The following is a 23,960-nucleotide window of genomic DNA, read 5'->3' on the forward strand; positions in this document are numbered from 1 at the left end:
GGCCCCGATTTGAACCTCAAATTTCTCGAAACCTTCGTCTGGGTCGCGCGATTGCGGAATTTTTCGGTCGCGGCCGACAAGCTCTGCACGACCCAGGCCGCCGTCTCGAACCGCATCGCCACCCTGGAGCGCGAGCTCGGCGTGCGCCTGTTCGAGCGCGATCTGCGCACCGTCAGCCTGACCTCGCATGGCCAACGCGCCTTGCCCCAGGCCGAGGCGATCGTGCGCATGGTCGGCGAATTGGAGCGGCTGATCGCCGATACCGGGCAGATGCGCGGCACGGTCATGATCGGGGCGATCGACTCGATCGTCTATGCCTGGCTGCCGCGACTGATCGAGCGGGTGAAGGTCGCTTATCCCAATATCACGATCGATTTGAACGTCGACACCAGCCTCAACCTCGCCCGCCAGATCCAGGACGGCCAGATCGATCTCGGCCTGATCATGGGGCCCGTGGTGGCGCCCCATATCCGCAACATCGAGCTGTGCACCTTCGAATGCGTGTGGGTTGGTTCGCCGCGCCTTGCCCTGAAACCGGGGCGGCTGGCCATCTCCGATTTCGGCGACTATCCGATCTTCGCCCATTCCAAGGGCTCCCAGCCCCATCAGGCTATTTTGCGCGCGATCGAACTCGCGGGGCTCGATGCGGGGGCGGTGCGCATCTTCAACGCCAACTCGCTTGCCACCGTCACGCGGCTGCTGCGCGACGGCGTCGGCGTCGCGGCGCTGGCGCAGGTCGTGGTGCAGGAGTTCCTCGACAGCGGCGAACTCCGCACGCTCGATGTCGACGCCCGGCTGCCGGCACTGCATTTCCATGCCGTCTTCGCCGACAATCCCGGCAATGCCCTGCCGGCGCTGATCGCGGACATGGCGGTCGAGATCGCGGCCACGCAACCAACCGCCTGACGGCGTCGCCCCTGCCCGCGAATGCGGCAGGGGCTGACCATGCCGGTCTCATAAGCAATTCTTGTCGAGGCGAACAAGAATTTCGCGTTTGCCGCGCTTCGCCAGGTTTGGTCTGCTGCGAGACGGCCGCAACAGAGCATGATGTTACCCGGCAACCGGGCTTCCTCGTCACGCGTCACGCTCAAGGCCTTTGCAGGGAGAACGCCGGTGAAAGTCTCGCTCATCCAGATGAACTCGCAGGATGACAAATCCGCGAACCTCAAAATGGCCAAGGCGCTGATCGAGAAGGTCGTCGCCGAGGAGAATCCCGATCTCGTCGTCCTGCCGGAATATTACGCCTTCCTCGACGGCAGCCCGGAGGCGATGCGCGACAGCGCCGAGACCTTCCCAAATGGCGAGAGCTACCGCCTGATGTCGGGCCTGGCCGAAAAGCACGGCATCACGCTGCATGCCGGTAGCGTCTGCGAGCGCGACGGCGACGACTATTTCAACGCCACCATCGTGTTCGGGCCGGACGGAAAGCAGATCGCGCATTACCGCAAGATCCACCTGTTCGACGTCGATGCGCCCGGCGGCGTCAGTTACCGTGAATCCAACATGGTCTCGCGCGGCAAGGACATCGTCACCTACAAGGTCGACGACACCACCGTCGGCTGCGCCATCTGCTACGACATCCGCTTCCCCGAGCTCTTCCGCAAATTGCGCGACGCCGGCGCCGACATCATCGTCCTGCCCGCCGCCTTCACGCTGATGACCGGCAAGGACCATTGGGAGCTGCTGGCGAGGGCGCGCGCCTGCGAGACGCAGACCTGGTTCCTGGCGACCGGCCAGACCGGCACCCATGCCCAGGGCAAGAACGCTTGCTACGGCCACTCCATGGTGATCAATCCCTGGGGCCATATCGCAGCGCAGGCCTCCGACGGCGTCGGCACGACCAGTGCAAGGCTCGATTTCGATTACACGGCCAAGGTCCGCGCGGCCGTGCCTGTCGCCAACCACCACGTCGTCGCCTGAGCGGAAAGCCCATCATGTTCATCGTCAATCCCATGCCGGCGCAGATCTCCGCCGACCTCGTCGCCCTGCTCGAGCAATGCGAAGTCGCGACCATCGGCCATGTGCTGCATTCCGGTTTCGTCGATCGTGAGATCCGCGCGGTCCTGCCGACCAAGCGCGTCGCCGGCACCGCCGTCACCATCCGCATCCCGCATGCGGACTCGACTGCCCTGCACTACCTGACCAAGATGGTGCGGCCGGGCGATGTCGTCGTCATCGACCGCTGCGGCGACACCAAGCATGCCTGCTGGGGCGGCGTCGTGACCCATTCCATGAAACTCGCAGGCGTGACAGCGGGCGTGATCGACGGCCCGGCGACCGACTTCTCCGAGATCGTCAAGACCGACATGCCGATGTGGTGCCGCGGCCCCTCGCCGATCACCACCAAGATCCTCGGCACGGAGGGCGCGATCAACGTGCCGGTCAGCGTCGGCGGCCAGACGATCGAGCCCGGCGATGCCGTGCTCTGCGACGAAAGCGGCGTCGTCGTGCTCAAGGCCGCCACCGCGGAAGCCTATGCCCGCCGCGCGATCGAGATGCAGCAGCAGGAGCTCGTGCTGCTGGAGCGCCTGCGCAAGGGCGAGAAACTGCCCGACATCTCCGGCGCGACCGCCATGGTGGAGGGCAAGCTCGCCAAGGCCTAAGGACCGGAAGAATCGACTGAACAGCCTGACGACGGGCGGATAACCGCCCGCGCATCACAAGAGAGGGGATTTCGCATGCAGATTTCGACCAAATTCGCCATTGCCGCCGCCATCGCGGCAGGGCTTTCGTCCCATTCCGCCATGGCCCAGCAGACCGTGACGCTGATGGCCTATTCCGGCCTGTTCCAGGAGCGCTACACCAAGGCGGTGGTCGAGCCGTTCATGAAGGCCAATCCCGGCATCAAGATCGAATATTTCCCGATGCCGAACTCGGCCCAGATGCTGGGCAATCTGCGCGCCCAGAAGGCCGCGCCGCAGGCCGACGTCGCGATCATGGACGTCTCGGTCTCGAAGGCCGCAACCGACGAGAAGCTGCTGGTCAAGATCGACGAGAAGACCAGCCCCAACGTCGCCGACCTGTTCTCGGCCGCGCGCATCGCCGATGTCGACGGCGTCGCGGTGACCTTCGACAACCTGGTGATGCTCTACAACTCCGACGTCGTGAAAGAGGCGCCCACGAGCTGGATGGATCTCGCCGACAAGAAATACGCCGGCAAGGTCGCGATCCCCGGCATGCCCGATATCCAGGGCCTCTCGCTCGTCCTGATCCTGGAGAAGGCGCGCGGCGGCTTCAACCATATCCGCAGCGTCGACAAGGGCATCGCGGCGATGGGCGAGATCGCGCCCAACGTCCAGACCTGGGAGCCCAAGCCGGAGGTCTATCCGGTGATCATCTCCGGACAGGCGGTTATCGGAGCCGGCTGGAACGCGCGCGCCCAAGTCAATGCCGACAGCTCCAACGGCAAGCTCAAGGCCGTGCTGCCGCAGGAAGGCAGCGTCTTCCAGATCAACACGATCAACCATGTAGCCGGCGGGCCGGGCAAGGACGCCACCGCCAAGTTCATCGACTACGCGCTGAGCCCCGAGGCGCAGAAGGCCTTCACCGAGAGCATGTTCTACGCTCCGACCAACGCCAAGGCGCTGATTTCGGAGGCGGCGATCGCCCGCACCGCCGTCAAGTCGATGGACAAGGTCATCCCGGTCGACTGGATCGCTCTCGCCAAGGTCCGCGAGCCGATCATGGACCAGTGGCGCCGCAAGGTGATCCCGCTGAGCCGCTGATCGAACCGAAGGGCTTGTACGATAGGGCTTGCATGATCATGACCGACCGCATCACCGCTCCGGCCGCCGGCCAAGCCGGCGAGGGCTTCCTCTCGCTCAAGGGGCTGACCAAGAGCTATGGCGGCTTTGCGGCGGTCGACAATCTCGATCTCGAGGTTCCCAAGGGCGAGCTCGTCGCCTTCCTCGGCCCCTCCGGCTGCGGCAAGACGACTTCGCTCAGGATGATCGCCGGCCTGGTGCCGGCGACATCGGGCCGCATCGTGGTCGGCGGGCAGGACCTGACCGAGGTCCCGACGCACCGCCGCGACATGGGCCTGGTTTTCCAGAGCTACGCGCTGTTTCCGCATATGAGCGTGGCCAGGAACGTCGCCTTCGGGCTGGAGATGCGCAAGGTCGGCAAGGACGAGATCACCCGGCGCGTGAAGGAGGCGATCGCGCTCGTGCATCTCTCCGGCAAGGAGGAGCACCGGCCGAGCCAGCTTTCCGGCGGCCAGCAGCAGCGCGTGGCACTGGCGCGCGCACTCGTCGTGCGCCCTTCGATCCTGCTGCTCGACGAGCCGCTCTCCAATCTCGACGCCAAATTGCGCGACGAGATGCGCAATGAAATCCGCGACATCCAGAAGCGGCTCGGCATCACCGCGATCTTCGTGACGCATGACCAGGTCGAGGCCTTGACTATGTGCGACAAGGTCGTGGTCATGAACCAGGGCCGGCTCGAACAGGTCGGCACGCCGGTCGATCTCTACGAGACGCCGAAGACCGCCTTCGTCGCCGGCTTCGTCGGCCGCAGCAACCGGCTGAAGGCCACGGCCCGGGACGGCGTGGCCGAATTCGCCGGCGAAAGCTTCGCCGCGCAAGCCGGCCTCTCCGGCCCCGTCGAGATCATGGTCCGCCCGCACCGCGTCGCGCTGTCGGCAGCGGGCGCGGATGTGACGGCCGGCGACCACCGCGTTTCCGGCGTTGTCGCGCGCACCATCTTCGCCGGCGATATCCTGCAATACGACGTCGATGTCGCCGGGCAGATCGTCTCGGTCGAGCTGGCGACGCGCGGCGGCGAGACCGTGCTGCAACCGGGCGCCGCCGTGATCCTGTCCTGGCGCCGGCAGGACGTCTTCGTCTACGGAGCCGCAGCGTGAGCGCGGCTGCCGCCATCGCGGCCCCGGCGCCGGTCTCGGACGCGCGCAGGAGCGGCCTTGCGCTGGTCGCCCTGCTGATCGCGCCGATAGCGCTGGTCAATGCGCTCGGCTTCCTCGTGCCGGTGCTGAATCTGGCGCGGATGTCGTTCTACGAGGTCGAGCCGACCGGCGCGATGCGCGAGGTCTATACGCTCGCGACCTGGCTCACTGTCTTCCAGGACACGTTCTACGCCGAATTGATCCTGAACAGCATCACGGTCAGCCTCGGCATCACGCTGCTGACCCTGGTCTGCTCCTACCCGATCGCACTTTATCTGCACCGCTCCAGCGGCACCTGGCGGACCATCCTGCTCGTGCTGGTGATCTCGCCATTGCTGACCTCGGCGGTGGTGCGCACCTATGGCTGGATTGCGATCCTCTCCGATAGCGGGCTCGTCAACAACGCGCTTTCCGCCATCGGCATCGCGCCGCTGCGATTGATGTTCAACAAGACCGGCGTCGTCATCGGCCTCACCGAGATCCTGATGCCCTATATGATCCTGGCGCTGCTCGCCGGTTTCGGTAGGCTCGATCCGCGCGTCGAGGAAGCCGCCTCCACATTGGGCGCGCCGCCCTTCACGATCTTCCGCCGCATCATCCTGCCATTGACACTGCCGGGCATCGCGCTCGGTTGCCTGCTCTGCTTCGTGCTCGCGGTCTCCTCCTTCATCACGCCGAAGCTGCTTGGCGGCGGCCGCGTCTTCCTGCTCGCCACCGAGATCTATGATCAGGCGATCGTGACGCTGCACTGGCCGCTGGCTGCCACGCTCTCGATCCTGGTGCTCGTCATCTTCGGCGGCGCGCTCGTGCTCTATACCCGCGCTCTACGCGCGATCATGTGAGGGAGGCTGATCATGGATGAACGTCCCGTCTCGCTCGCCCTGAAGCTCATGGCGCTCACGATGTTCGTGTTCCTGCTGGCGCCACTGATCGTCGTCGTGCCGATCTCGTTCTCCGGCGACAGCTACATGATGTTCCCGCCCTCGAGCTGGAGCCTAAAATGGTATCCGGCGATCTTCGCTGATGGGAAGATGACCTCGGCCTTCTGGACGAGCCTGCTGCTCGCCTTCGTAGTGACGGTCTTGAGCCTGCTGATCGGCTTGCCGGCGGCCTATGCGCTGGTGCGGCTCAAGCCCCGCGGCTCGGAAGCGATGAGCGCGCTGTTCACCGCGCCGCTGCTGCTGCCCACCATCGTGCTCGGCCTCGCCATCCTGATCGTGTTCTCACGCTATGGCCTGCTCGCGACCTTCCAGGGGCTGGTCGCCGCTCATCTCGTGGTGACATTACCCTATGCGATCCGGGTGCTGGCGACCGCACTCGCGACCCTGCCGATCCCGATCGAGGAGGCGGCGGCGACGCTTGGCGCCTCGCCCTTCACCGTGTTCCGCCGCATCACCTTGCCGATGATGAAATCGGGGCTGATCGGCACGACGGCGCTCTGCTTCCTGGTCTCCTTCGATGAGGTGGTGCTGTCGCTGTTCATGACCGGCCCGCGCATCTCGACGCTGCCGGTGGCGATGTATCACCATGTCGAGCAGCAGGCCGACCCGCTGGTCGCGTCGCTCTCGGTCCTGCTCGTCATCCTCACCTTGCTCGTCGTGCTCGTGGTCGACCGGACATCCGGCCTCGCCAAGACTTTCGTGAAGTGACGCGCAAATGAGTTTCAAACACATGGAAACCGCGCGACCAGGGAGGCCAGATGGTCCCCATTTCCGCTGAGACGGGCCGCTAGAGCGTTTTCGAGCGAAGTGGACACCGGTTCGCGTGAAGAAAACGCGACAAGACAAAGAGCTAGAGCTGTTCAACGATCCAATTGGATCGTTGAACAGCTCGGGAGCGGCCGAACCGAACACCAATTCCAAGACATGACCTGCTCGCCCTGGCGAGCGGGAGCACCGGAGCTTTGCCTCATGCAGCAAGATATCCGCATCGCCGTCGACATCGGCGGCACCTTCACCGACATCGAAATCCTCGATGCAAGCTCGGGCGCGATCCATCAGATCAAGACGCCGAGCACGCCGGCCGATCCCTCGATCGGCCTGTTGACCGGCATCCGCCAGGCCTCCGAGCGCTTCGGCTTTCCGATGCAGGCGGTGCAATACCTGCTGCACGGCACGACGATCGCGACCAATGCCGTGCTCGAACGCAAGCTGCCATTGGGCGCCATCGTCACCACGGCGGGCTTCGAGGATGTCATGCAGATCGGCCGGCATGGCCGCACCGATGTCTATGCGATCACCCTTGCCCAGCCCGAGCCGCTGGTCGCGCGCCGCTTCTGCTTCGGCGTGACCGAACGTGTCAACGCCGAGGGCAAGATCACGGTGCCGCTCGACGAGGACGGCGTGCGCCGCATCGCGACCGAGCTCGCCAGGGCCGAGGTGAAGTCGGTCGCGGTCTGCCTGCTGCACGCCTATGCCAATCCTGCACATGAGCGCCGCATCGGCGCGCTTCTCACCGAGCTGCTGCCGAATGTGGCGATCACGCTCGCCTCCGACATCTCGCCGGAGATCCGCGAATATGAGCGCATGTCGACGACGGCGCTCAACGCCATGCTGGTGCCGATCGTGCAGCGTTACACCGACCGGCTCGCCGGACGGCTTAGGGATGAGATCCCCGAGGCCCAGGTCTATCTCGTGCAGTCGAATGGCGGCGTCTCGGGCCTTGCCAAGGCGGGACGCGAGCCGGCGCGATTGCTGCTCTCAGGCCCGAGCGGCGGGGCGGCCGCGGCCAGGCGGCTCTCAGTCGAGCTCTCCGAGCCCAATCTCGTCGCCGTCGACATGGGCGGCACCTCCTTCGACGTCTCGGTCGTCCATGACGGCCAGATCTCGATGGTCAATGAAGGCGAGGTCGATGGCTTGCCGGTGCGGCTGCCGATGATCGAGATGCGCACCATCGGCGCCGGCGGCGGCTCGATCGCCTGGGTCGATGACGGCAACCGCCTGCGCATCGGCCCGCATTCGGCCGGCGCCGACCCCGGCCCGGCCTGCTACGGCAAAGGCGGCACCCGCCTGACCGTGACCGACGCCAACCTGTTGCTCGGCCGTCTCGACGGGGCGAGCTTCATGGGCGGAGCGATGCCGCTCGACCGCGAGGCCGCGCGCAAGGCGGCGCAAGAGATCGCCGCCAGGCTCGACCTCTCGATCGATCAGGTCGCGGCCGGCGTCATCGACGTGGCCAATTCAGCGCTCGCGACCGCGACACGGCTCTCGCTCTTCGAGAAGGGCATGGACCCCGAGGATTTCGCGCTGCTGTCTTTTGGCGGCGCCGGCGGGGTGCATGCCTGCGAGGTCGCGGAAGAGCTCGGCATAAACCGCGTGATCTTCCCGGCTCATGCCTCGACGCTCTCGGCCTGGGGCATCCTCTGGTCCGACATCGCCCATGATCTCAGCGCCACGCAGATCGGGCTCTTCGCCGAGCTCGCGCCATCGCTCAGTGACAAGGCGAAGCGCCTCATCGCCGAGGCGCAGGCGCTGCTGGCAGAGGACGGCGTCGCCCCCGAAGCACAGCGCTTCGAATGGGCCGTCGACCTGCGCTATGCCGGCCAGGCCTTCGATCTGCGCGTGCCCCTGGACGGGGCGGATTTCTCGGCGATTGGCGTCGCCAAGGCGACCGCGGCGTTCCACGACCTGCATCGCCAGCGCTTCTCCTATGATGAGCCACAGGTCGCGGTCGAGATCGTGGCGCTCAGGCTGAAGGCGGTCGGCGGGTTGGCGAAACCCGTGCCCGCGCGCGGCGGCCTTCATCAAACAGAGGCCTCGACCCGCAGCCGGCCCGTCCATGGTCGCCATGGCGCGGTCGCGACACCGGTCTGGAACCGGGATGCGATCAGCAGCAGCCAGCCCCTCGCCGGCCCCGCCATCGTCGAGGAACCCTATACCTCGGTCTATCTGCCAGCCGGCTGGACGATCCTCACCCATGCCTCGGGCGCGCTCGTCGCCGACCGCAGCGCCAGCCATTGAGGTCTGACACCATGAGCGATCTTCAGCACGGCATCGACCCGATCCGCCTCGAAGTGATCCGCAACGCGCTCGTCGCGGCAGCCGAGGAGATGAGCATCACGATCTGGCGCACCAGCCGCTCGACCGTGGTGCGCGAGATCCTCGATTTCTCCACCGCCGTCTTCGATGCGCAGGGCAACAACATCGCGCAATCCGCGCGTATTCCGGTCCATCTCAACTCGATGTCGGACTGTCTGCGCACGATCCTCGACCGCTTCATCCCGCTCGAGCACTGGAACGACGGCGACGTCATCGTCACCAATGATCCCTATTCCGGCGGCCAGCACCTGCCCGATATCCAGACCTTCCGGCCGGTCTTCGTCGATGGCAGGCGCGTCGCCATCGTCGGCACGCTCTGCCACCATGTCGATGTCGGCGGCGGCGCGGCCGGCAGCTACTATGCGGGCGCGACCGAAATCTTCCATGAAGGCATCCGCATCCCGCCGCTCAGGCTCGTCGACAAGGGCGTGCTGAACAGCGGCGTCTTCGAGATGCTGCTGCACAATGTCCGCCAGCCCGACGAGACCCGCGGCGACCTCAACGCCCAGATCGCGGCGCTTGGCATCGGCGAGCGCGCGGTCGCACGCATGGCGAAGAAATACGGCTCAGACCCGCTCGCTGCGGCGATGGCGGCGATCCTCGACGGCTCGGAGCGGATGATGCGCGCCGCGCTAAAGGCATTGCCGGATGGCGAGGCCTGCTTCGTCGAACTGGTCGATGATGATGGCCAGTCGGACGAACCGATCCGGCTCCAGGTCAAGATCACCAAGACGGGTGAGACGATCGGGCTCGACTTCGCCGGCTCCAGCCCCCAGGTGCGCGGCCCCGTCAACAACACGCCGGCGATGACCTGCTCGGCGGTCTATTACGCGCTGCTGGCGGCGCTCGGCGGCGACATTCCGGCCAATTCCGGCTGCTACCGCGCCGTGACCGTGACGCTGCCTGAAGGCAGCGTCGTCAACGCCGCCTTCCCCGCGCCGGTCGCGGGGCGCATGGTCGTCAACCACCGCATCGCAACGGCCGTATTCGGCGCGCTGGCGCAGATCGTGCCCGAGCGCATTCCGGCGGCCTATTATGCGATCTCCTATGTCTACGCGTTGCAGACGACCAACCCTGCCGGCAAGCGCCAGGTCTATTTCGACATCGAGGTCGGCGGCTGGGGCGGCCATGCCAAGGGCGACGGCGCCAGCGCCCTGTCCTGCGGCCTGCACAACAACACCAATGCCCCGATCGAAATGGTCGAGGCGAAATATCCGGTGACCTTCACGAAATACGGACTGATCCCGGATTCGGGCGGCGCCGGCCAGTTCCGCGGGGGCCTGGGCCTCGTGCGCGAATGGCGGCTCGATGCGGCGGAAGGCACGCTCTCGACCAATTTCGAGCGCTTCCGGCACGCCCCCTATGGCATCCAGGGCGGCGAGCCCGGCTCGCTCAGCCGCACCACGGTGACCCGCACTGACGGCTCGCAGCTCTCGCTGCGCTCGAAAGTCTCCGGCATTCCGCTGACGGCCGGCGACATCGTCACCATCGAGACCTCCGGCGGCGGCGGCTTCGGCGACCCTCGGAAGCGCGACCCGCAGCGCCTCGCCAAGGATCTCGCCGACGGCATGGTCAGCCCGCAACAGGCGGCCTCGCTCTATGGCGCCGAGATAAAGAAGGGAGCCGCGGCATGAGCGCTCATCAGCCAGCGGACGGCGTTCCGCTCAGCCTCGCGCAGGTCGAGACACTGACGCGACGGGCCTTGCTCGCCTGCGGCGTCGACCCGCGCAACGAAGCTGCGATCACCGCCTCCGTGGTCGCAGCCGAGGCCGAGGGCATCCATAGCCACGGCCTCGCCCGGCTGCCGACCTATTGCGAGCATGCCAGGGTCGGCAAGATCGACGGCCGGGCGCGGCCGGTGCTCGACAGCCCCAAGCCCGGCCTGGTCCGTGTCGACGCCAAGGGCGGCTTTGCCCATCCGGCGATCGATTTTGGTCTGCCGGCGCTATGCGAGGCGGCGAAGGCCCAGGGCATCGCCGCGCTGGCGGTGACCAATTCCTATAATTGCGGCGTCGTCGGCTACCATGTCGAGCGCATCGCTCGGGAGGGCCTGCTGGCGCTCGGTTTCGTCAATGCGCCGGCCTCGATCGCGCCGATGGGCGGCACCCGACCGGTCTTCGGCACCAACCCGATCGCCATCGCCGTGCCCCGCGCCGGCCGCCCGCCACTCGTGCTCGACCAGTCTTCGAGCGTCGTCGCCAAGAGCGAGATCGTCGTCCATCAGCAGCGTGGCGAACCGATCCCGCTCGGCTGGGCGCTCGACAGGGACGGCAACCCGACGACCGATCCGAAGGCGGCGCTGGCGGGCGGCACCATGGTACCGGCAGGCGGCTACAAGGGCGCGGGGCTTGCCCTCATCGTCGAGATCTTCGCCGCCTGGCTGACCGGGGCCAATCTCTCGATCGACGCCTCTTCCTTCGCCGACAATCTCGGCGGCTCGCCCCGCACGGGCCAATGCTTCATCGCGATCGATTTCGGAGCGCTGACGGAAGACGGCGCATCAAGCCGTCTGGAGCGCCTGTTCAGCGCGATCACCGGGCAGGACGGCGCGCGGCTTCCCGGCGAGAGACGCAATGGCGCGCGCCAGCGCACCGCACGCGATGGCGTCGTGATCTCGCGCAAACTGTTCGAGACGATCGAGGCTTATGCGGCGGCGGCATGACCATGCCCCAACCGCATCGTCCTCCAACGCTGCGGCGCGCCTCAGTCGCCTTCGCCCGGCCCATAACCCGGCAGCCGCGAGACGACGCCGACGATCGGGCGCAGATGCTGCTCCAGCACTGCGCGCGCCTGCGCCTCGTCGCCCGCCTGCAAGGCCGCGAGCAAGGCGCGATGCTCGATCCGGATGCGATCGACCCGGTTGGGGTCGACGCTCATCGCCGTCATCGCGACACGCTGCTGCCGCGAGCCGAGCGACTGATAGAGCTCGGACAACACCTCGTTGCCGAGCGCACCGACCATGGTGAAATGGAAACGCCGGTTGAGCTCGACGCGCGGAAAATGATCGCCGCCGGCGAATTTCTCCATCTCATCGAGGATCGTCGCCATCTCGGCTGGGACGGGAATTTTCTGCTGGCAGATCCGGGCAACCGCATAGCCTTCGATCATGCGCCTGGTCTCGTAGAGGTCGACAAGCTCTTGCGCCGTCACCTGCCGGACGAGCGCGCCGCGGCGCGGCAGCAGGTCGATGAAACGCTCGGCCTCCAGCCGGTGGAACGCCTCGCGGACGGGCGTACGCGACACCTTCATCGCGGACGAAATCTGCTCCTCCTCGATGAAGGAGCCGCCGGCGAAATGCCCGCGCAGAATCTCTTCCCGGACATAGAGATAGACCCGCTCACGGGCGGGCTTCGTGACCGATGGCTGCGCCTGGCGCGGCTTCATGTTTCCATCCGTTTGCAGCATGCGACCGCATTTCATAGCGAGCGGGGTCGTAGACATCAAAACATCCGCCACGTATACATGAGGCATCATGAAATTGCACGACGAGCGGAAAGACCGAATAGAGGCTTGCGCGCAGCCGGGACTGGCGCAGGATGTGCCTGCTCGGGCCGCCGGGCGCACCGCACCATGATGGCGCTTTTCTTGCTCAGCGCGGCGACGCCCGAAACCGGCGCCGAATGCGGCCCGAAGCAAAGGATCAGCGCATGACGATCTCCCGCCGCACCGTCCTCGGAGCAGGCCTCGCAGCTCCGCTGCTGGCATCGCCTCTCCTCTCCCGGCCTGCGGCGGCGCAGCGCGCCAACGGCATTCTCCGCTTCGGCCTCTCGGCCTTTCCGCCCAACCTCCAGCCCTGGGTCTCTACCGGCGCATCGGCCGGCACGGTCAAGATGCTGACGCATCGCAGCCTGGTCACCTATGACAGCAAGGGCGAATTGCGCGGCGAGCTGGCGGAATCCTGGGCGATCGACGGGGACGGCGCCTGGGTCTTCAAGCTGCGCCAGGGCTGCCTGTTCCATAATGGCGAGCCGGTCACTGCCGAGGACGTGAAGTGGTCGATCGAGCAGATCGCCGGCGAGAAATCGACGGCCTATATGCGCTCCCAGTTCCAGGGCATCGAGCGGGTCGAAATCCCTGACCCGCGCAGCATCCGCATCGTCACCAAGGAACCCCAGGCGACGCTGCCGACCTGGTTTGCCAACTACAACACCTTCATCATCTGGCGGAACTCGACGGCGAATGAGCCGATCGGTGCCGGCCCCTTCCGACTCGTCGGGCAGGAGCGCGGCAGCTCGCTTAGCCTCGTGGCCTTCGAGAAGTTCTACAAGCCCGGCTTCCCCAAGCTGAAGGGCATCAAATTCATCGTCTATGCCGACGAGAACCTGCGCAATGCCGCGCTGCAGTCCGGCGATGTCGACATGATCGAATATGTGCCGTGGCAGTCCATGGCCGCAGTCGAGGCCGATCCGCGCCTCAAGCTCGATACTGTCGAAGGGCCGTTCATGGACGTGCTCTTCAACGGTACGAAGCCGCCCTTCAACGATGCGCGCGTGCGCCGCGCCGTCGCCCACGCGATCAAGCGCGAGGACATCGTCAAGGTCGCCTTCTTCGGCCGCGGCAAGCCGCTCGAAGGCCTGCCGATCGTCGAGGGCACGCCCTGGTACGACAAGGAGCTGGCGCATGGCTGGAACTACGACCCCGCTCGGGCCAAGGCGCTGCTGACCGAAGCGGGCTATGCCAGCGGCTTCCAGACGACGCTGCTCTCAACCGCGCAGTTCGGCATGCACAAGGACACCGCCGAGGTCGTGCAGCAGCATCTGGCGGCGATCGGCATCCAGTGCGAGCTGCAGCTGCCGGACTGGTCGACCCGCGTCTCCAGAGGCTCGCGCGGCCAGTACGACATGGCGATCCACGGCGTCTCCGCCGACAACAACGATCCCGACGGATTGACTGTGGTGCTCGACACCTCGCTCTCGCCGACCCATGGCCGCTCCTTCAAGGTCGATGCGCCGCGCACCGTCGCCGCCCTGGCGAAGGGCCGCGCCGAATTCGACCAGGCCAAGCGCGTCGCGATCTACAAGGAGATGCAGCGCGCGGCGTTGGAGGAGGTGCCGCTCGTCGGTCTTGCCTGGCGTGAACAGGGCTATGGCATGGACAAGGGCGTCAAGGGCTTCACCAACCTGCCCGGCGCGCTGACGACGTCGTCCGGCGGCATGCTCGAAGAGACCTTCTTCGGATGAGCGCTATCTGGTTCGCACATCGCATCCTGATCGCGCTGGTCCTGGCCTGGATCGTCGCGACGATCGTCTTCATGGCGCTGCACATGGTGCCAGGGGATCCCGCCGAGCTCCTGCTTTCGACCGGCGGCACCTCGCCCGACCCTGCGACCGTCGCAGAGCTGCGCGAGAAGCTCGGGCTCAACCAGCCTATCCTGGTGCAATATGGCAGCTTCCTCGCCGGCTTGCTCAGGGCCGATCTCGGCAATTCGCTCGTCGACGATTATCCGGTGCTGAGCGAGATCGCGCTCAGGCTGCCGCGCACGCTGGAGCTCATCTTCGCCGGGACGCTGCTTGCGATCGCGATCGGCGTGCCGGCCGGCGTCTATGCGGCGCTGCATCGCGGCGGCCGGTTCGACCGGATCGCGTCCGGCGTCACCGCCCTGCTGCTGGCGATACCGGTCTTCGTGGTCGGCACGCTGCTCGTGCTGCTGTTCGCCCAGACCCTGCGCTTGATGCCGGCCGGCGGCTTCACGCCGCTGACGCAGGACCCCGTCCTGCATCTCAAGCTCCTGACCCTGCCGGCGATCGCCATCGGCAAGGGGCTGGCGGCCGTGCTGTTCCGGATGACGCGGGCCTCGATGCTCGACGCGCTGGCCAATGACTATGTCCGCACCGCGCGCGCCAAGGGCCTCGCGCCCGGACGCGTGCTCTTCGTCCATGTGCTGCGCAACGCGCTGAACCCGGTCGTCACCGTGCTCGGCCTGCAGATGGGCACCTTGCTGGGAGGCACCGTTCTGGTCGAATACGTCTTCAACTGGCCAGGCCTCTCGACGCCGCTGCTGCGCGCGGTCGAGGCGCGCGACTACCCGATGGTGGTCGGCATCGTCCTGACGATCTCGGTGCTGTTCCTGCTGATCAACCTGATTGTGGAACTGATCCACGCCCTCCTCGATCCCCGGGTCAGCGCACCATGAAGCGGCTCTGGTTCCCCGGCGCCTTCGTCGCGCTGATCATCCTCATCGCCATCGCCGCGCCCGTGCTCGGCCTGCCCGACCCGGTGCGGCAGGACATCGCCCGGCGACTGGCCGCGCCGACCGTGACCTCCTGGCTCGGCCGCGACGAATTCGGCCGCGACGTGCTCTCTCGCCTGATCTGGGGCGCCCGCACCAGCCTGGGCGTCGCCTTCGCCTCGGCGCTGACGGCGGGCTTCATCGGCGTCGTGCTCGGCCTGATCGGCGGCTGGTCGCGCGGCACCGCCGCCTTCCTGTCGGTGCGCAGCATGGACATCATCCTGTGCTTCCCGCCCGTGCTGCTGGCGCTGCTCGTGGTGACCTTGCTCGGACCGGGCGCGGCGACGCTGATCCTCGTCCTTTCCGTCCTGTATCTGCCGGGCTTCGCGCGCGTGACCTATTCCGAGGTGCTCTCGGTGCGCGGGCGCGACTATGTCGAGGCGACGCGCGCACTCGGCGGGCGCACCTGGTACATCCTGCTGCGCACGGTGCTGCCCAACATCGCCGGCCCGATCCTGGTGCAGTTGTCGCTGGCGGTCGCCGCTGCCGTGGTGCTCGAGAGCGGCCTGTCCTTCCTCGGTCTCGGCGTCGTGCCGCCGGCTCCGTCCTGGGGCCTGATGATCCGGGGCGCGCGCGCCACCATGGAGCAGGCGCCGCTGCTCCTGGTCTGGCCCTGCGCCGCGCTGACGCTGACGATCCTCGCGATGAACCTGCTCTGCGACGCGCTGCGCGACGCCGTCGACCCACGCACGTCGGGACGTTGACCCGCCGGGACCTCTTTACCACCAGCCTCGACACAGGAACCTGACCCATGGCTGCAAAGACCGATCCGCTCGTCCATATGGGCACGATCTCCGGCGGCGAAGCCCGCGAGATCCTGAAGACGAATCCCGTGATCCTGCTGCCGATGGGCAGCCATGAGGATCAAGGCCCGCATGCGCCGATGGGCGATTATCTGCTGGCCGAGAAGATCGCCGAGCTGGCCGCCATCCGCGCCACCAAGGCCGGCACGCGCACGCTCGTCGCCCCGGTCCTGCCCTTCGGCGGCGCCGACTGGTTCGGCTCGATGACCGGCGGCATCGCGATCTCGCAGGCGACGCTGACCACCGTCATCGCCGAGATGGTCGACAGCCTGCATCGCAACGGCCTGACCCGCATCATCGTGATCAACGGCCATGGCGGCAATGTCGGGCCGATCGGCGAGGTCGCGCGCGAGCTCTATCTGCGCGAGCAGATTGTGCTGCCGAGCCTCTATCTCTGGCGCATCGGCTACGGCCTGCTGCCCTCGATCGTCGGCGCCGAGAAGGCCGCCGCCGTCTCCGGCCATGGCGCCGACCCGCTGACCTCGATCGGCCTGCATCTCTTCCCCGAATTGATCCGCAAGGATCTGATCCCGGAGGGCAAGCCGTTGAAGCGCGACCCCATCCTCGACCTGCCCTTCACCGGACTGGGCACCGCAAGCTTCGAGGGCGCGGAAGTCGCAATGCCCAACGAATATGACGAGGTTTACAATCTCGGCGTCGCCAAGGGCGATCCCAAGCTGTGCTCGGCCGAGACCGGGGCGGCGCTGACCGAGAAGCTGACCGAGATCTGCGCCCGCTTCATCGCGCATTTCGCCAGCAAGATCGAAGCCTGAGCGTCCGTTTCCGATGAGGATCGGCGGCGCATCGGCGCCGCCGGCCAACAACCCCTGCAGGAGGTGTCCCCATGCCGACACGGCGTCTCGTCATCCAGGCCGGCCTTGCCAGCATCGCCGCCCCCGCGATCGTTCGGGCGCAGGGCCTCAGCGGCTCGATCACGCTGATGTCCTATAGCGGCATCTTCCAGGACAATTACACCAAGACCGTGATCGAGCCGTTCCAGCAGGCCTTTCCCGGCATCAAGGTGAACTTCGCACCCGGCGGCACCTCGGCCCAGATGGTCGGCAGCGTGCGCGCCCAGAAGGCCGATCCGCAGATCGACGTCGCGATCATGGATGTGACGACCTCGAGCATCGGCAATAGCGAGGGCCTGTTCGAGAAGCTGACGCCAGCGGAATTCCCGGTGCTGAACGAGCTCCTGCCCGAGGCGCGGGCGGGCGGCGGCGAATACGGTCCGGCCGTCACCTTCGACCATCTCGTGCTGGTCTACGACACCCAGAACCTCAAGCCTCCGCTCACGACGCTCGCCGATCTCTGGCGGCCCGACCTCAAGGGCCAGCTCGCGATCTCGGCCCCGCCCAATATCCAGGGCCTGGCGCTGACCGCGATGGTCGAGAAGATGACCGGCGGCGACTATCGCAAATCGATCGATGGCGCGATCAAGAAGCTGCGCGAACTCGCGCCTTCCGTGAACACCTTCGAGCCCAATCCCGACGGCTACTCGCTGATCCTCAACGGCGTGGTGAAGGTCGCCACCGGCTGGAACGCGCGCTCGCAGCTCTATGCCGACCAGACCGGCGGCAAGATCGCTGCCTTGCTGCCGCCGGAGGGCTCGGTCTTCCAGATCAACACGATCAATCTGACCGCCGGCTCGAAGAACCGCGCGGCCGCGGCCGCTTTCATCAATTACGCCCTGTCGCAAGCCGCGCAGAAGGCCTTCACCGAGCGCATGTTCTACGCGCCGACCAACGCCCAGGCCGCGATCGACCCCAAGGCCATCGCCCGCACCGCCGCCGCGCCGGAAAGCCGCGCCCGCATGATCGGGCTCGACTGGAACGACGTGCTCAAGGTGCGCGACCAGTGGAACAACCGCTGGCGGCGCGAGGTGATCGCGGCGGCACGGTGAGCAGAACCACCCAATGAGCTATCTCAAACTATCCGGCCTGCAGAAGCGCTATCGCGATTCCGTCGCGGTCGATGACGTCTCGCTCTCCGTCGAGCAAGGAGAGGCCGTCGCACTGCTCGGCCCCTCCGGCTGCGGCAAGACCACGACCTTGCGCATGCTGGCGGGGCTGGTCGATCCCGATCGCGGCGCGATCCACCTCGACGGGACCGAGATCACGCGGCTGCCGGCGCATCGGCGCAATATGGGCTATGTCTTCCAGTCCTATGCGCTGTTCCCGCATCTGTCCGTCGCGCGCAATGTCGGCTTCGGGCTGGAGGAGCGCGGCGTCAACAAGGCGGAGATCGCGCGGCAGGTCACGGAAGCGCTGGCTCTGGTGCGGCTGGCCGGCCTTGACGGGCGGCGGCCGCGCGAACTCTCGGGCGGGCAGCAGCAGCGCGTGGCGCTGGCGCGCGCATTGGTGATCCGGCCCGCCGTGCTCCTGCTCGACGAATCCCTCTCCAATCTCGACGCCAAGCTGCGCGACACGATGCGCCACGAGATCCGCTCGATTCAGCGCTCGCTCGGGATCACCACCCTGTTCGTCACGCATGACCAAGTCGAGGCGTTGACGATGTGCGACCGGATCGCGGTGATGAATCGCGGGCGGATCGCGCAGATAGGCTCGCCCGAGGACATCTATGAGCGCCCGGCGACCCGCTTCGTCGCCGAGTTTGTCGGCCGCGCCAATGCGCTGCCGGCGACGCGCGACGCGGAAGGCCGCGCCGTGCTCTGGGGCCAGGCTCTGCCGGTCAAGGCCCCGGCAAGTGGTGAATTCGACCTGTTCGTCCGGCCGCAACGCATGCGGATCGTGCCCATCTCCGAACCCGTTGCGGATGGCATGGCGCGCGTCACCGGCCGCGTGCTGCGCAGCGTCTTCGTCGGCGACCATGTCGAGGTTCTGCTCGAGGGAGCAGGCGGACAGCTCACGATCGAAACGCAATCGGGCACGGCTGCCTTGCCGGAGGGCGCCGAGGTCGCGGTGATCTGGCAGGCGCGGGACACCTTGCCCTTCGCCCGCGAAACGCCATGACCAGTGCAGCGCGCCTGAAGCTGCTGGTCCTGCCCGCGGCGCTGTTCGTGCTCGCGGTCTATGCTTGGCCGACGCTCGGCCTGTTTCGAAATGCCTTCCACGAAACCGGCCCGACCGGCGCAATGATCGAGGCCTGGTCGCTGAAAACCTCGCAGGAGGTCTTCAGCGACGGCTTCACCTTCGAATTGACGCTGAACTCGCTCTGGCTCTCGCTCAGCGCGACCCTGATCGCGCTGATGCTGTCCTACCCGGTCGCGCTGTTCCTGTTCCGCACCAATTCGCGTTTCCGCGGGCTGCTTGCTGTGATCGCGATCATGCCGATGCTGATCTCGGGCGTGGTGCGCGTCTTCGGCTGGCTCGCGATCCTGGGCGATCGCGGCCTCGTCAACACGCTGGCCCAGTCACTCGGCCTGATCTCGACGCCGCTCAAGCTCGTCTTCAACTGGACCGGCGTCACCATCGGCCTGGCCGAGAGCATCATGCCCTATATGATCCTGGCGCTGCTCGCGGGCTTCGGCCAGCTCGACCGGACACTGGAAGAGGCCTCGCGCAGCCTGGGAGCCTCCCCAGTGCGCACCTTCTGGCGCGTGACGCTGCCGCTCAGCCTGCCGGCGCTGGCGCTGGCGGCGGGGCTGGGCTTCGTGCTCTCGATGTCGGCCTATATCACGCCAAAGCTGCTCGGCGGCGGGCGCGTCTTCGTGCTGGCGACGGAAATCTTCGAGCAGGCGACAACCAACACGAATTGGCCGGTGGCCTCGGTGCTGGCGATCTATACGCTGGTGCTTCTGCTCCTGCTGCTCGTCGCCTCCAACATCGCCGCAAAAGGATTGCAGCGATGAACGGCGCCGGACGCGTTCTCTCCAGCCTTGCGGCGATCGTCTATGTGCTGATCCTGGCGCCGATCGCGATCGTCGTGGCGCTGGCCTTCTCCGCCGATAATTTCATCCTGTTCCCGCCCTCCGGCTATTCACTGCGCTGGTTCAACCAGCTCGCGCATAATACGCCCCTGCTGAACGCGCTGTGGCTCAGCGTGCAGATCGCCTGCGTGGTCACGCTGCTCTCGCTGGCGCTCGGCGTGCCCGCGGCGCTCGCGCTGAACAAGGGGCAGTTCCGCTGGCGCGGCGCATTGACCAATTTCTTCCTCGCGCCGCTGCTGCTGCCGACCCTGATCACCGGCCTTGCGCTGCTCCTGTTCTTCACGCCCCTGCGCTTGACCGCGACCCTGCCCGGCCTCGTGCTCGGCCACATGACCGTGACCGTGCCCTTCGTGATCCGGATGATGACGACGGCCTTCGCGACCTTGCCCGACGATATCGAGGCCGCCGCCGCGACGCTTGGCGCAAAACCCTGGCGCGTCGTCTGGCGCGTGACCCTGCCGCTGGCGACGCCGGGGCTGATCGCCTGCGCCTGCCTGTCCTTCCTCCTGTCCTTCGACGAAACGGTGATCTCGCTGTTCCTGTCGGGACCGCGCGCCGCGACCTTGCCGGTCGAGATGGTGCGCTATGTCGAGGGCCGCACCGACCCGCTGGTCGCAGCCCTGTCCGTCTTGCTGATCGTCGCGACGCTGATCGTCGTCGTCATCGTGGAACGTCTTGTCGGCGTCGCGCGCGCCGTTGGAAAATAGGAGAACACCATGCCCGATTACCGCATCGCCCCCATGCCCGAGCAGCTGCCGGCCGCGCTCGTCGAGAAGCTCCAGAAGGTCGAAACCGCGACCATCGGCCATTCCCAGCACTGGGGCTTCATGGATCGCGGCATCCAGCCGCTGCTGCGCGGCAAGCGCATTGCCGGCGCCGCCGTGACGCTCGCCATCCCCGGCCAGGATTCGACGCTGCTGCACCATACGCTCGGCCTGCTGCGGCCCGGCGACATCCTCGTCGTCGACCGGCTCGGCGACGACAAGCATGCCTGCTGGGGCGGCGGCGTTACGGTCGCGGCCAAGGCTGCGGGCGCGATCGGCGGCATCGTCGATGGGCCCTGCACCGACCTGACCGAGATCGAGGACAGCGATTTCCCAATGTGGTGCCGGGGCATGTCGCCGATCACGACGCGGCTCTACAATCTCGGCGGCACGCTGAACCTGCCGATTTCCTGCGGCAATGTTCCGGTCAAGGCCGGCGACGTCATCCTGGCCGATGAATCGGGCGTGCTGGTGCTGCCGCGCGACGAGGCCGAGGCGATCGCCGATGCCGCGCTCGCCCGGCAGGAACGCGGCGAGCGCAGCCAGGACCGCGTCAAGGCCGGCGAAAAGCTCGGCGACCTTTCCGGCGCGACCAAGATGGTGCTCGACGCCATCGCCGCGGCGAAGGGCTGAGACGACACCGTGACCTCCTCTCCCCCTGCCCCGCGCGTCGCGACCTTCACCTGCGAGAAGAAGCCTGCCACCGGCTCGCGCGGCATGGTGGTGACGAACCATCCGCTGGCCTCGGCGGCGGGTTCGCAGATGCTGCTGGCCGGCGGCAATGCCGTCGATGCCGCCGTCGCCTCGCTCTTCGCGCTCACCGTCGTCGAGCCGATGATGGTCGGCATCCTCGGCGGCGGTGTTGCGCATATCCGCATGGCCGATGGCCGCCATGTCGTGCTCGACGGTCTCTCGACCGCGCCGCTCAAGGCGAGCGCGGAGATGTATGACTGCCTCTCGGACGAGGTCGGCCGGCAGCGCGACGTGCGCGACCGGCTCAACGTCGTCGGGCCGAAGGCGGTCGCGGTTCCCGGCGCGCTCGCCGGCTGGTGCGAGGCCTTGGCGCGCTTCGGCACGCTCTCGCTTGAGGAGGTGCTGCAGCCGGCGATCGGACTGGCCGAACGTGGCTTCGTCACGACGCCCTATCTCTCCAACTGCATCAGCGACAATGTCGCCGACCTCGCGCGCGATCCCGGTCTTTCGGCGCTGCTGCTGGTGGGAGACAAAGCGATAGAGCCCGGCACGCGGCTGGTTCAGGCCGACTACGCCAGGAGCCTGCGCCTGATCGCCAAGCAGGGACCGGCTGCGCTCTATGACGGTCCGCTCGGCAAGGCGCTGACGGATTTCATGGCGGCGAATGGCGGCCTCATCGAGCAGGCCGACCTTGCCGCCTACAAGGTCGCGACGCGCGAGCCGGTGCGCGGCTCCTATCGCGGCTACGAGATCGTCGGCCCGCCGCCGCCCTCCTCCTCGGGCGTGCACATCGTGCAGATGCTCAACATCCTCGAGGGCTACGACATCGGCTCGCTCGGCTTCGGCTCGGCGGATGCCGTCCACCTGCTGGCTGAAGCGCTGAAGATCGCCTTCGCCGACCGGGCTGTGGCCACCGCCGACCCCGCCTTCATCAAAGTCCCGGTCGAGCGCCTGATCGACAAGGCCTATGCGGACGAGCGGCGCACGCTGATCGCGATGGACAAGGCCAAGAGCTGGAGCGCTGGGCTCTCGGGCGGTGAATCCGCCGACACGACCCATGTCACGGTCGCCGATGCCCAAGGCAATGTCGTCACCTCGACCCAGACGATCAACGGCCTGTTTGGCGCCTGCACGCAGATCCCCGGCACGGGGATGCTGACCAACAACTACATGTTCAACTTCGACCCGCATCCCGGCCGCGCCCTCTCGATCGCGCCCGGCAAGCGCGTCTTCACCTCGATGGCGCCGATGATGGCGCTGCGCGACGGCAAGCTCGCCTTCGCGCTCGGCCTGCCCGGCGCGCTGCGCATCTTCCCCTCGGCGCTGCAGGCGATCGTCAACCTGATCGACCACGGCATGAGCCTGCAGGAGGCGGTCGAGGCGCCGCGCGTCTGGACCGAGGGCGGGGCCCTCGAGCTGGAGGCCGCGATCCCCGACAGCGTCGCAGACGAGCTCACGGCGCGCGGTCACAGGATCGTCCGCATGCCGCGCGTCGCCGGTGGCATGAACGCCATCTCCTTCAACCCCGACGGCGCGCTGACGGGCGCCGCCTGCTGGCGCGCCGACGGCACCCCCGTCGCGATCTCCGGCGGGCTCGCCCGCGCCGGCGTGCGCTTCACCATTTGACCCATCTGCGACCGGATCCCTGACCATGCCCGAAACCATCGTTCTGCTCGACATGACCTCTCCCGACCGCGCCAAGAAGCTGCGCGCCCTCCTGCCGCCCGGCTTTGTGCTGACCCACGGCACGGCACGCGGCGACGAGCACATGAAGCAGATCATCGCCGAGGCCGACTACGCCATCTCCGGCCAGGTCGGCGTTTCCGCCGATGTGCTGCGCGCGGCGAAGAAGCTGAAACTCCTGCATAAATGGGGCGTCGGCGTCGACAATATCGACGTCGCCGCGGCGAAGGAGCTTGGCATCAAGGTCGCCCGCACCACCGGCAGCAATGCCGTGCCGGTCGCCGAATTCACGCTCGGACTGATGCTCTCGGCGCTGCGCTATATCGGCTATGGCCATGCCGAGCTGAAGAAGGGGCATTGGGCCACCGGACATCTGCCGGGCGAGACCTTCATGCTCTCGGGCAAGACGGTCGGCATCGTCGGGTTTGGCGCCATCGGCAAGAATGTCGCCAGGCTGCTCAAGGGTTTCGGCTGCACCATCCTCTATTCCAAGCGCCAGCCGCTCAGCGCCGCCGAAGAAGCCGCACTCGGCGTGAAGCACGCCACGATGGCCGAGCTTCTGGCCCAGTCCGACGTCGTCTCGCTGCATTGCCCGCTGACGCCGGAGACCACCAATCTGATCGACAAGGCCGCCTTGGCCGCGATGAAGAAGACCGCCGTGCTGATCAATGTCGCGCGCGGTGGCGTCGTCAACGAGGCCGATCTGGTGGTGGCGCTGCGCGCCAAGGACATCGCCGGCGCGGCGATGGATGTCTACTCGGTCGAGCCGCTGCCGGCCGAGAGCGAATTGCTGACGCTCGACAACATCGTCGTGACGCCGCATCTCGCCGCCATGGCCGCCGATAATTTCGCGCCGACGGTGACGCGGATGTTCGCCAATATGGCCCATGTCTCGCGCGGCGAGCCGGTGCCGCCGCTCGATCTCGTCGTCTGAACGAAAAATCGCCGGAGCGTTTTTCGCT

General features: G+C 66.9%; 22 protein-coding genes. 21 read left to right on the forward strand and 1 reads right to left on the reverse strand.

The features are described 5' to 3' along the window. The first annotated feature begins 9 nt into the window (after nt 1–9). The 10 genes from ACSQ3P_RS13165 to ACSQ3P_RS13210 all read left to right on the forward strand — a co-directional run bounded on the left by ACSQ3P_RS13165 (nt 10) and on the right by ACSQ3P_RS13210 (nt 11,599). Nucleotides 10–906 (forward strand): LysR family transcriptional regulator, encoded by an 897-nt coding sequence (locus tag ACSQ3P_RS13165; protein ID WP_436165977.1) that lies wholly within the window; start codon nt 10–12, stop codon nt 904–906. Nucleotides 907–1,113: 207 nt separating this feature from the next. Next, nucleotides 1,114–1,920: a carbon-nitrogen hydrolase family protein gene (locus ACSQ3P_RS13170; protein ID WP_436165978.1), complete on the forward strand. Its 807-nt coding sequence runs from the start codon at nt 1,114–1,116 to the stop codon at nt 1,918–1,920. A gap of 14 nt (nt 1,921–1,934) precedes the next feature. Then, nucleotides 1,935–2,603, forward strand: a complete 669-nt coding sequence (locus ACSQ3P_RS13175) for an RraA family protein (protein ID WP_103719694.1) — start codon at nt 1,935–1,937, stop codon at nt 2,601–2,603. Nucleotides 2,604–2,678: 75 nt separating this feature from the next. Next, the gene (locus ACSQ3P_RS13180) at nt 2,679–3,725 is read left to right on the forward strand and encodes an ABC transporter substrate-binding protein (RefSeq protein WP_310158870.1); all 1,047 of its coding nucleotides are present in this window, start codon (nt 2,679–2,681) and stop codon (nt 3,723–3,725) included. A gap of 32 nt (nt 3,726–3,757) precedes the next feature. Next, complete coding sequence (locus ACSQ3P_RS13185) at nt 3,758–4,861, forward strand: ABC transporter ATP-binding protein (protein ID WP_436165979.1); 1,104 nt, start codon at nt 3,758–3,760, stop codon at nt 4,859–4,861. Then, a complete protein-coding gene (locus ACSQ3P_RS13190) occupies nt 4,858–5,742 on the forward strand; it encodes an ABC transporter permease (RefSeq protein ID WP_436165980.1) in 885 nt (294 codons plus the stop codon). Before ACSQ3P_RS13185 ends, ACSQ3P_RS13190 begins: the two co-directional genes overlap by 4 nt. Nucleotides 5,743–5,754: 12 nt before the next feature. Next, entirely contained in the window at nt 5,755–6,549 is a 795-nt protein-coding gene (locus ACSQ3P_RS13195; RefSeq protein ID WP_436165981.1) for an ABC transporter permease, read from the forward strand. A 261-nt stretch (nt 6,550–6,810) separates the two neighbouring features. Then, nucleotides 6,811–8,859 carry a hydantoinase/oxoprolinase family protein gene (locus ACSQ3P_RS13200; RefSeq protein WP_436165982.1) on the forward strand — a complete coding sequence of 683 codons (2,049 nt, stop codon included), beginning with the start codon at nt 6,811–6,813 and terminating at the stop codon, nt 8,857–8,859. Between the two features lie 11 nt (nt 8,860–8,870). Beyond that, the gene (locus ACSQ3P_RS13205; RefSeq protein ID WP_436165983.1) at nt 8,871–10,571 is read left to right on the forward strand and encodes a hydantoinase B/oxoprolinase family protein; all 1,701 of its coding nucleotides are present in this window, start codon (nt 8,871–8,873) and stop codon (nt 10,569–10,571) included. Continuing rightward, nucleotides 10,568–11,599, forward strand: a complete 1,032-nt coding sequence (locus ACSQ3P_RS13210) for an Ldh family oxidoreductase (RefSeq protein ID WP_436165984.1) — start codon at nt 10,568–10,570, stop codon at nt 11,597–11,599. The genes ACSQ3P_RS13205 and ACSQ3P_RS13210 overlap by 4 nt, the downstream gene beginning before the upstream one ends. A 41-nt stretch (nt 11,600–11,640) precedes the next feature. Here the strand turns inward: ACSQ3P_RS13210 and ACSQ3P_RS13215 are convergent, their stop codons facing one another. Further along, on the reverse strand, nt 11,641–12,321 hold the full coding sequence (locus ACSQ3P_RS13215) for a GntR family transcriptional regulator (RefSeq protein ID WP_436165985.1): 681 nt from the start codon (nt 12,319–12,321) through the stop codon (nt 11,641–11,643). A gap of 263 nt (nt 12,322–12,584) precedes the next feature. On the opposite strand from ACSQ3P_RS13215, the gene ACSQ3P_RS13220 reads away from it, so the two are divergent. From ACSQ3P_RS13220 to ACSQ3P_RS13270, 11 genes are all read left to right on the forward strand, one after another. Continuing rightward, nucleotides 12,585–14,117 (forward strand): ABC transporter substrate-binding protein, encoded by a 1,533-nt coding sequence (locus ACSQ3P_RS13220; protein WP_436165986.1) that lies wholly within the window; start codon nt 12,585–12,587, stop codon nt 14,115–14,117. Further along, nucleotides 14,114–15,070 (forward strand): ABC transporter permease, encoded by a 957-nt coding sequence (locus ACSQ3P_RS13225; RefSeq protein ID WP_069689463.1) that lies wholly within the window; start codon nt 14,114–14,116, stop codon nt 15,068–15,070. Before ACSQ3P_RS13220 ends, ACSQ3P_RS13225 begins: the two co-directional genes overlap by 4 nt. Further along, the gene (locus tag ACSQ3P_RS13230; protein ID WP_436165987.1) at nt 15,067–15,870 is read left to right on the forward strand and encodes an ABC transporter permease; all 804 of its coding nucleotides are present in this window, start codon (nt 15,067–15,069) and stop codon (nt 15,868–15,870) included. Before ACSQ3P_RS13225 ends, ACSQ3P_RS13230 begins: the two co-directional genes overlap by 4 nt. 47 nt (nt 15,871–15,917) lie before the next feature. Further along, on the forward strand, nt 15,918–16,742 hold the full coding sequence (locus tag ACSQ3P_RS13235) for a creatininase family protein (RefSeq protein ID WP_069689461.1): 825 nt from the start codon (nt 15,918–15,920) through the stop codon (nt 16,740–16,742). 71 nt (nt 16,743–16,813) lie between these two features. Continuing rightward, nucleotides 16,814–17,872, forward strand: a complete 1,059-nt coding sequence (locus tag ACSQ3P_RS13240; RefSeq protein ID WP_436165988.1) for an extracellular solute-binding protein — start codon at nt 16,814–16,816, stop codon at nt 17,870–17,872. Between the two features lie 13 nt (nt 17,873–17,885). Beyond that, entirely contained in the window at nt 17,886–18,941 is a 1,056-nt protein-coding gene (locus ACSQ3P_RS13245; RefSeq protein ID WP_436165989.1) for an ABC transporter ATP-binding protein, read from the forward strand. Continuing rightward, the gene (locus tag ACSQ3P_RS13250; RefSeq protein ID WP_436165990.1) at nt 18,938–19,780 is read left to right on the forward strand and encodes an ABC transporter permease; all 843 of its coding nucleotides are present in this window, start codon (nt 18,938–18,940) and stop codon (nt 19,778–19,780) included. The genes ACSQ3P_RS13245 and ACSQ3P_RS13250 overlap by 4 nt, the downstream gene beginning before the upstream one ends. After that, nucleotides 19,777–20,565, forward strand: a complete 789-nt coding sequence (locus ACSQ3P_RS13255; protein ID WP_436165991.1) for an ABC transporter permease — start codon at nt 19,777–19,779, stop codon at nt 20,563–20,565. The genes ACSQ3P_RS13250 and ACSQ3P_RS13255 overlap by 4 nt, the downstream gene beginning before the upstream one ends. Nucleotides 20,566–20,574: 9 nt before the next feature. Further along, complete coding sequence (locus ACSQ3P_RS13260; protein WP_436165992.1) at nt 20,575–21,255, forward strand: RraA family protein; 681 nt, start codon at nt 20,575–20,577, stop codon at nt 21,253–21,255. A gap of 84 nt (nt 21,256–21,339) precedes the next feature. Next, nucleotides 21,340–22,941, forward strand: a complete 1,602-nt coding sequence (gene ggt / locus ACSQ3P_RS13265) for a gamma-glutamyltransferase (protein WP_436166256.1) — start codon at nt 21,340–21,342, stop codon at nt 22,939–22,941. Between the two features lie 25 nt (nt 22,942–22,966). Further along, entirely contained in the window at nt 22,967–23,932 is a 966-nt protein-coding gene (locus ACSQ3P_RS13270; RefSeq protein WP_436165993.1) for a 2-hydroxyacid dehydrogenase, read from the forward strand. Nucleotides 23,933–23,960: the final 28 nt, after the last annotated feature.

The organism is Allobosea sp. LjRoot9 (genome assembly GCF_964252745.1).
Taxonomy (GTDB): Bacteria; Pseudomonadota; Alphaproteobacteria; order Rhizobiales; family Beijerinckiaceae; genus Allobosea.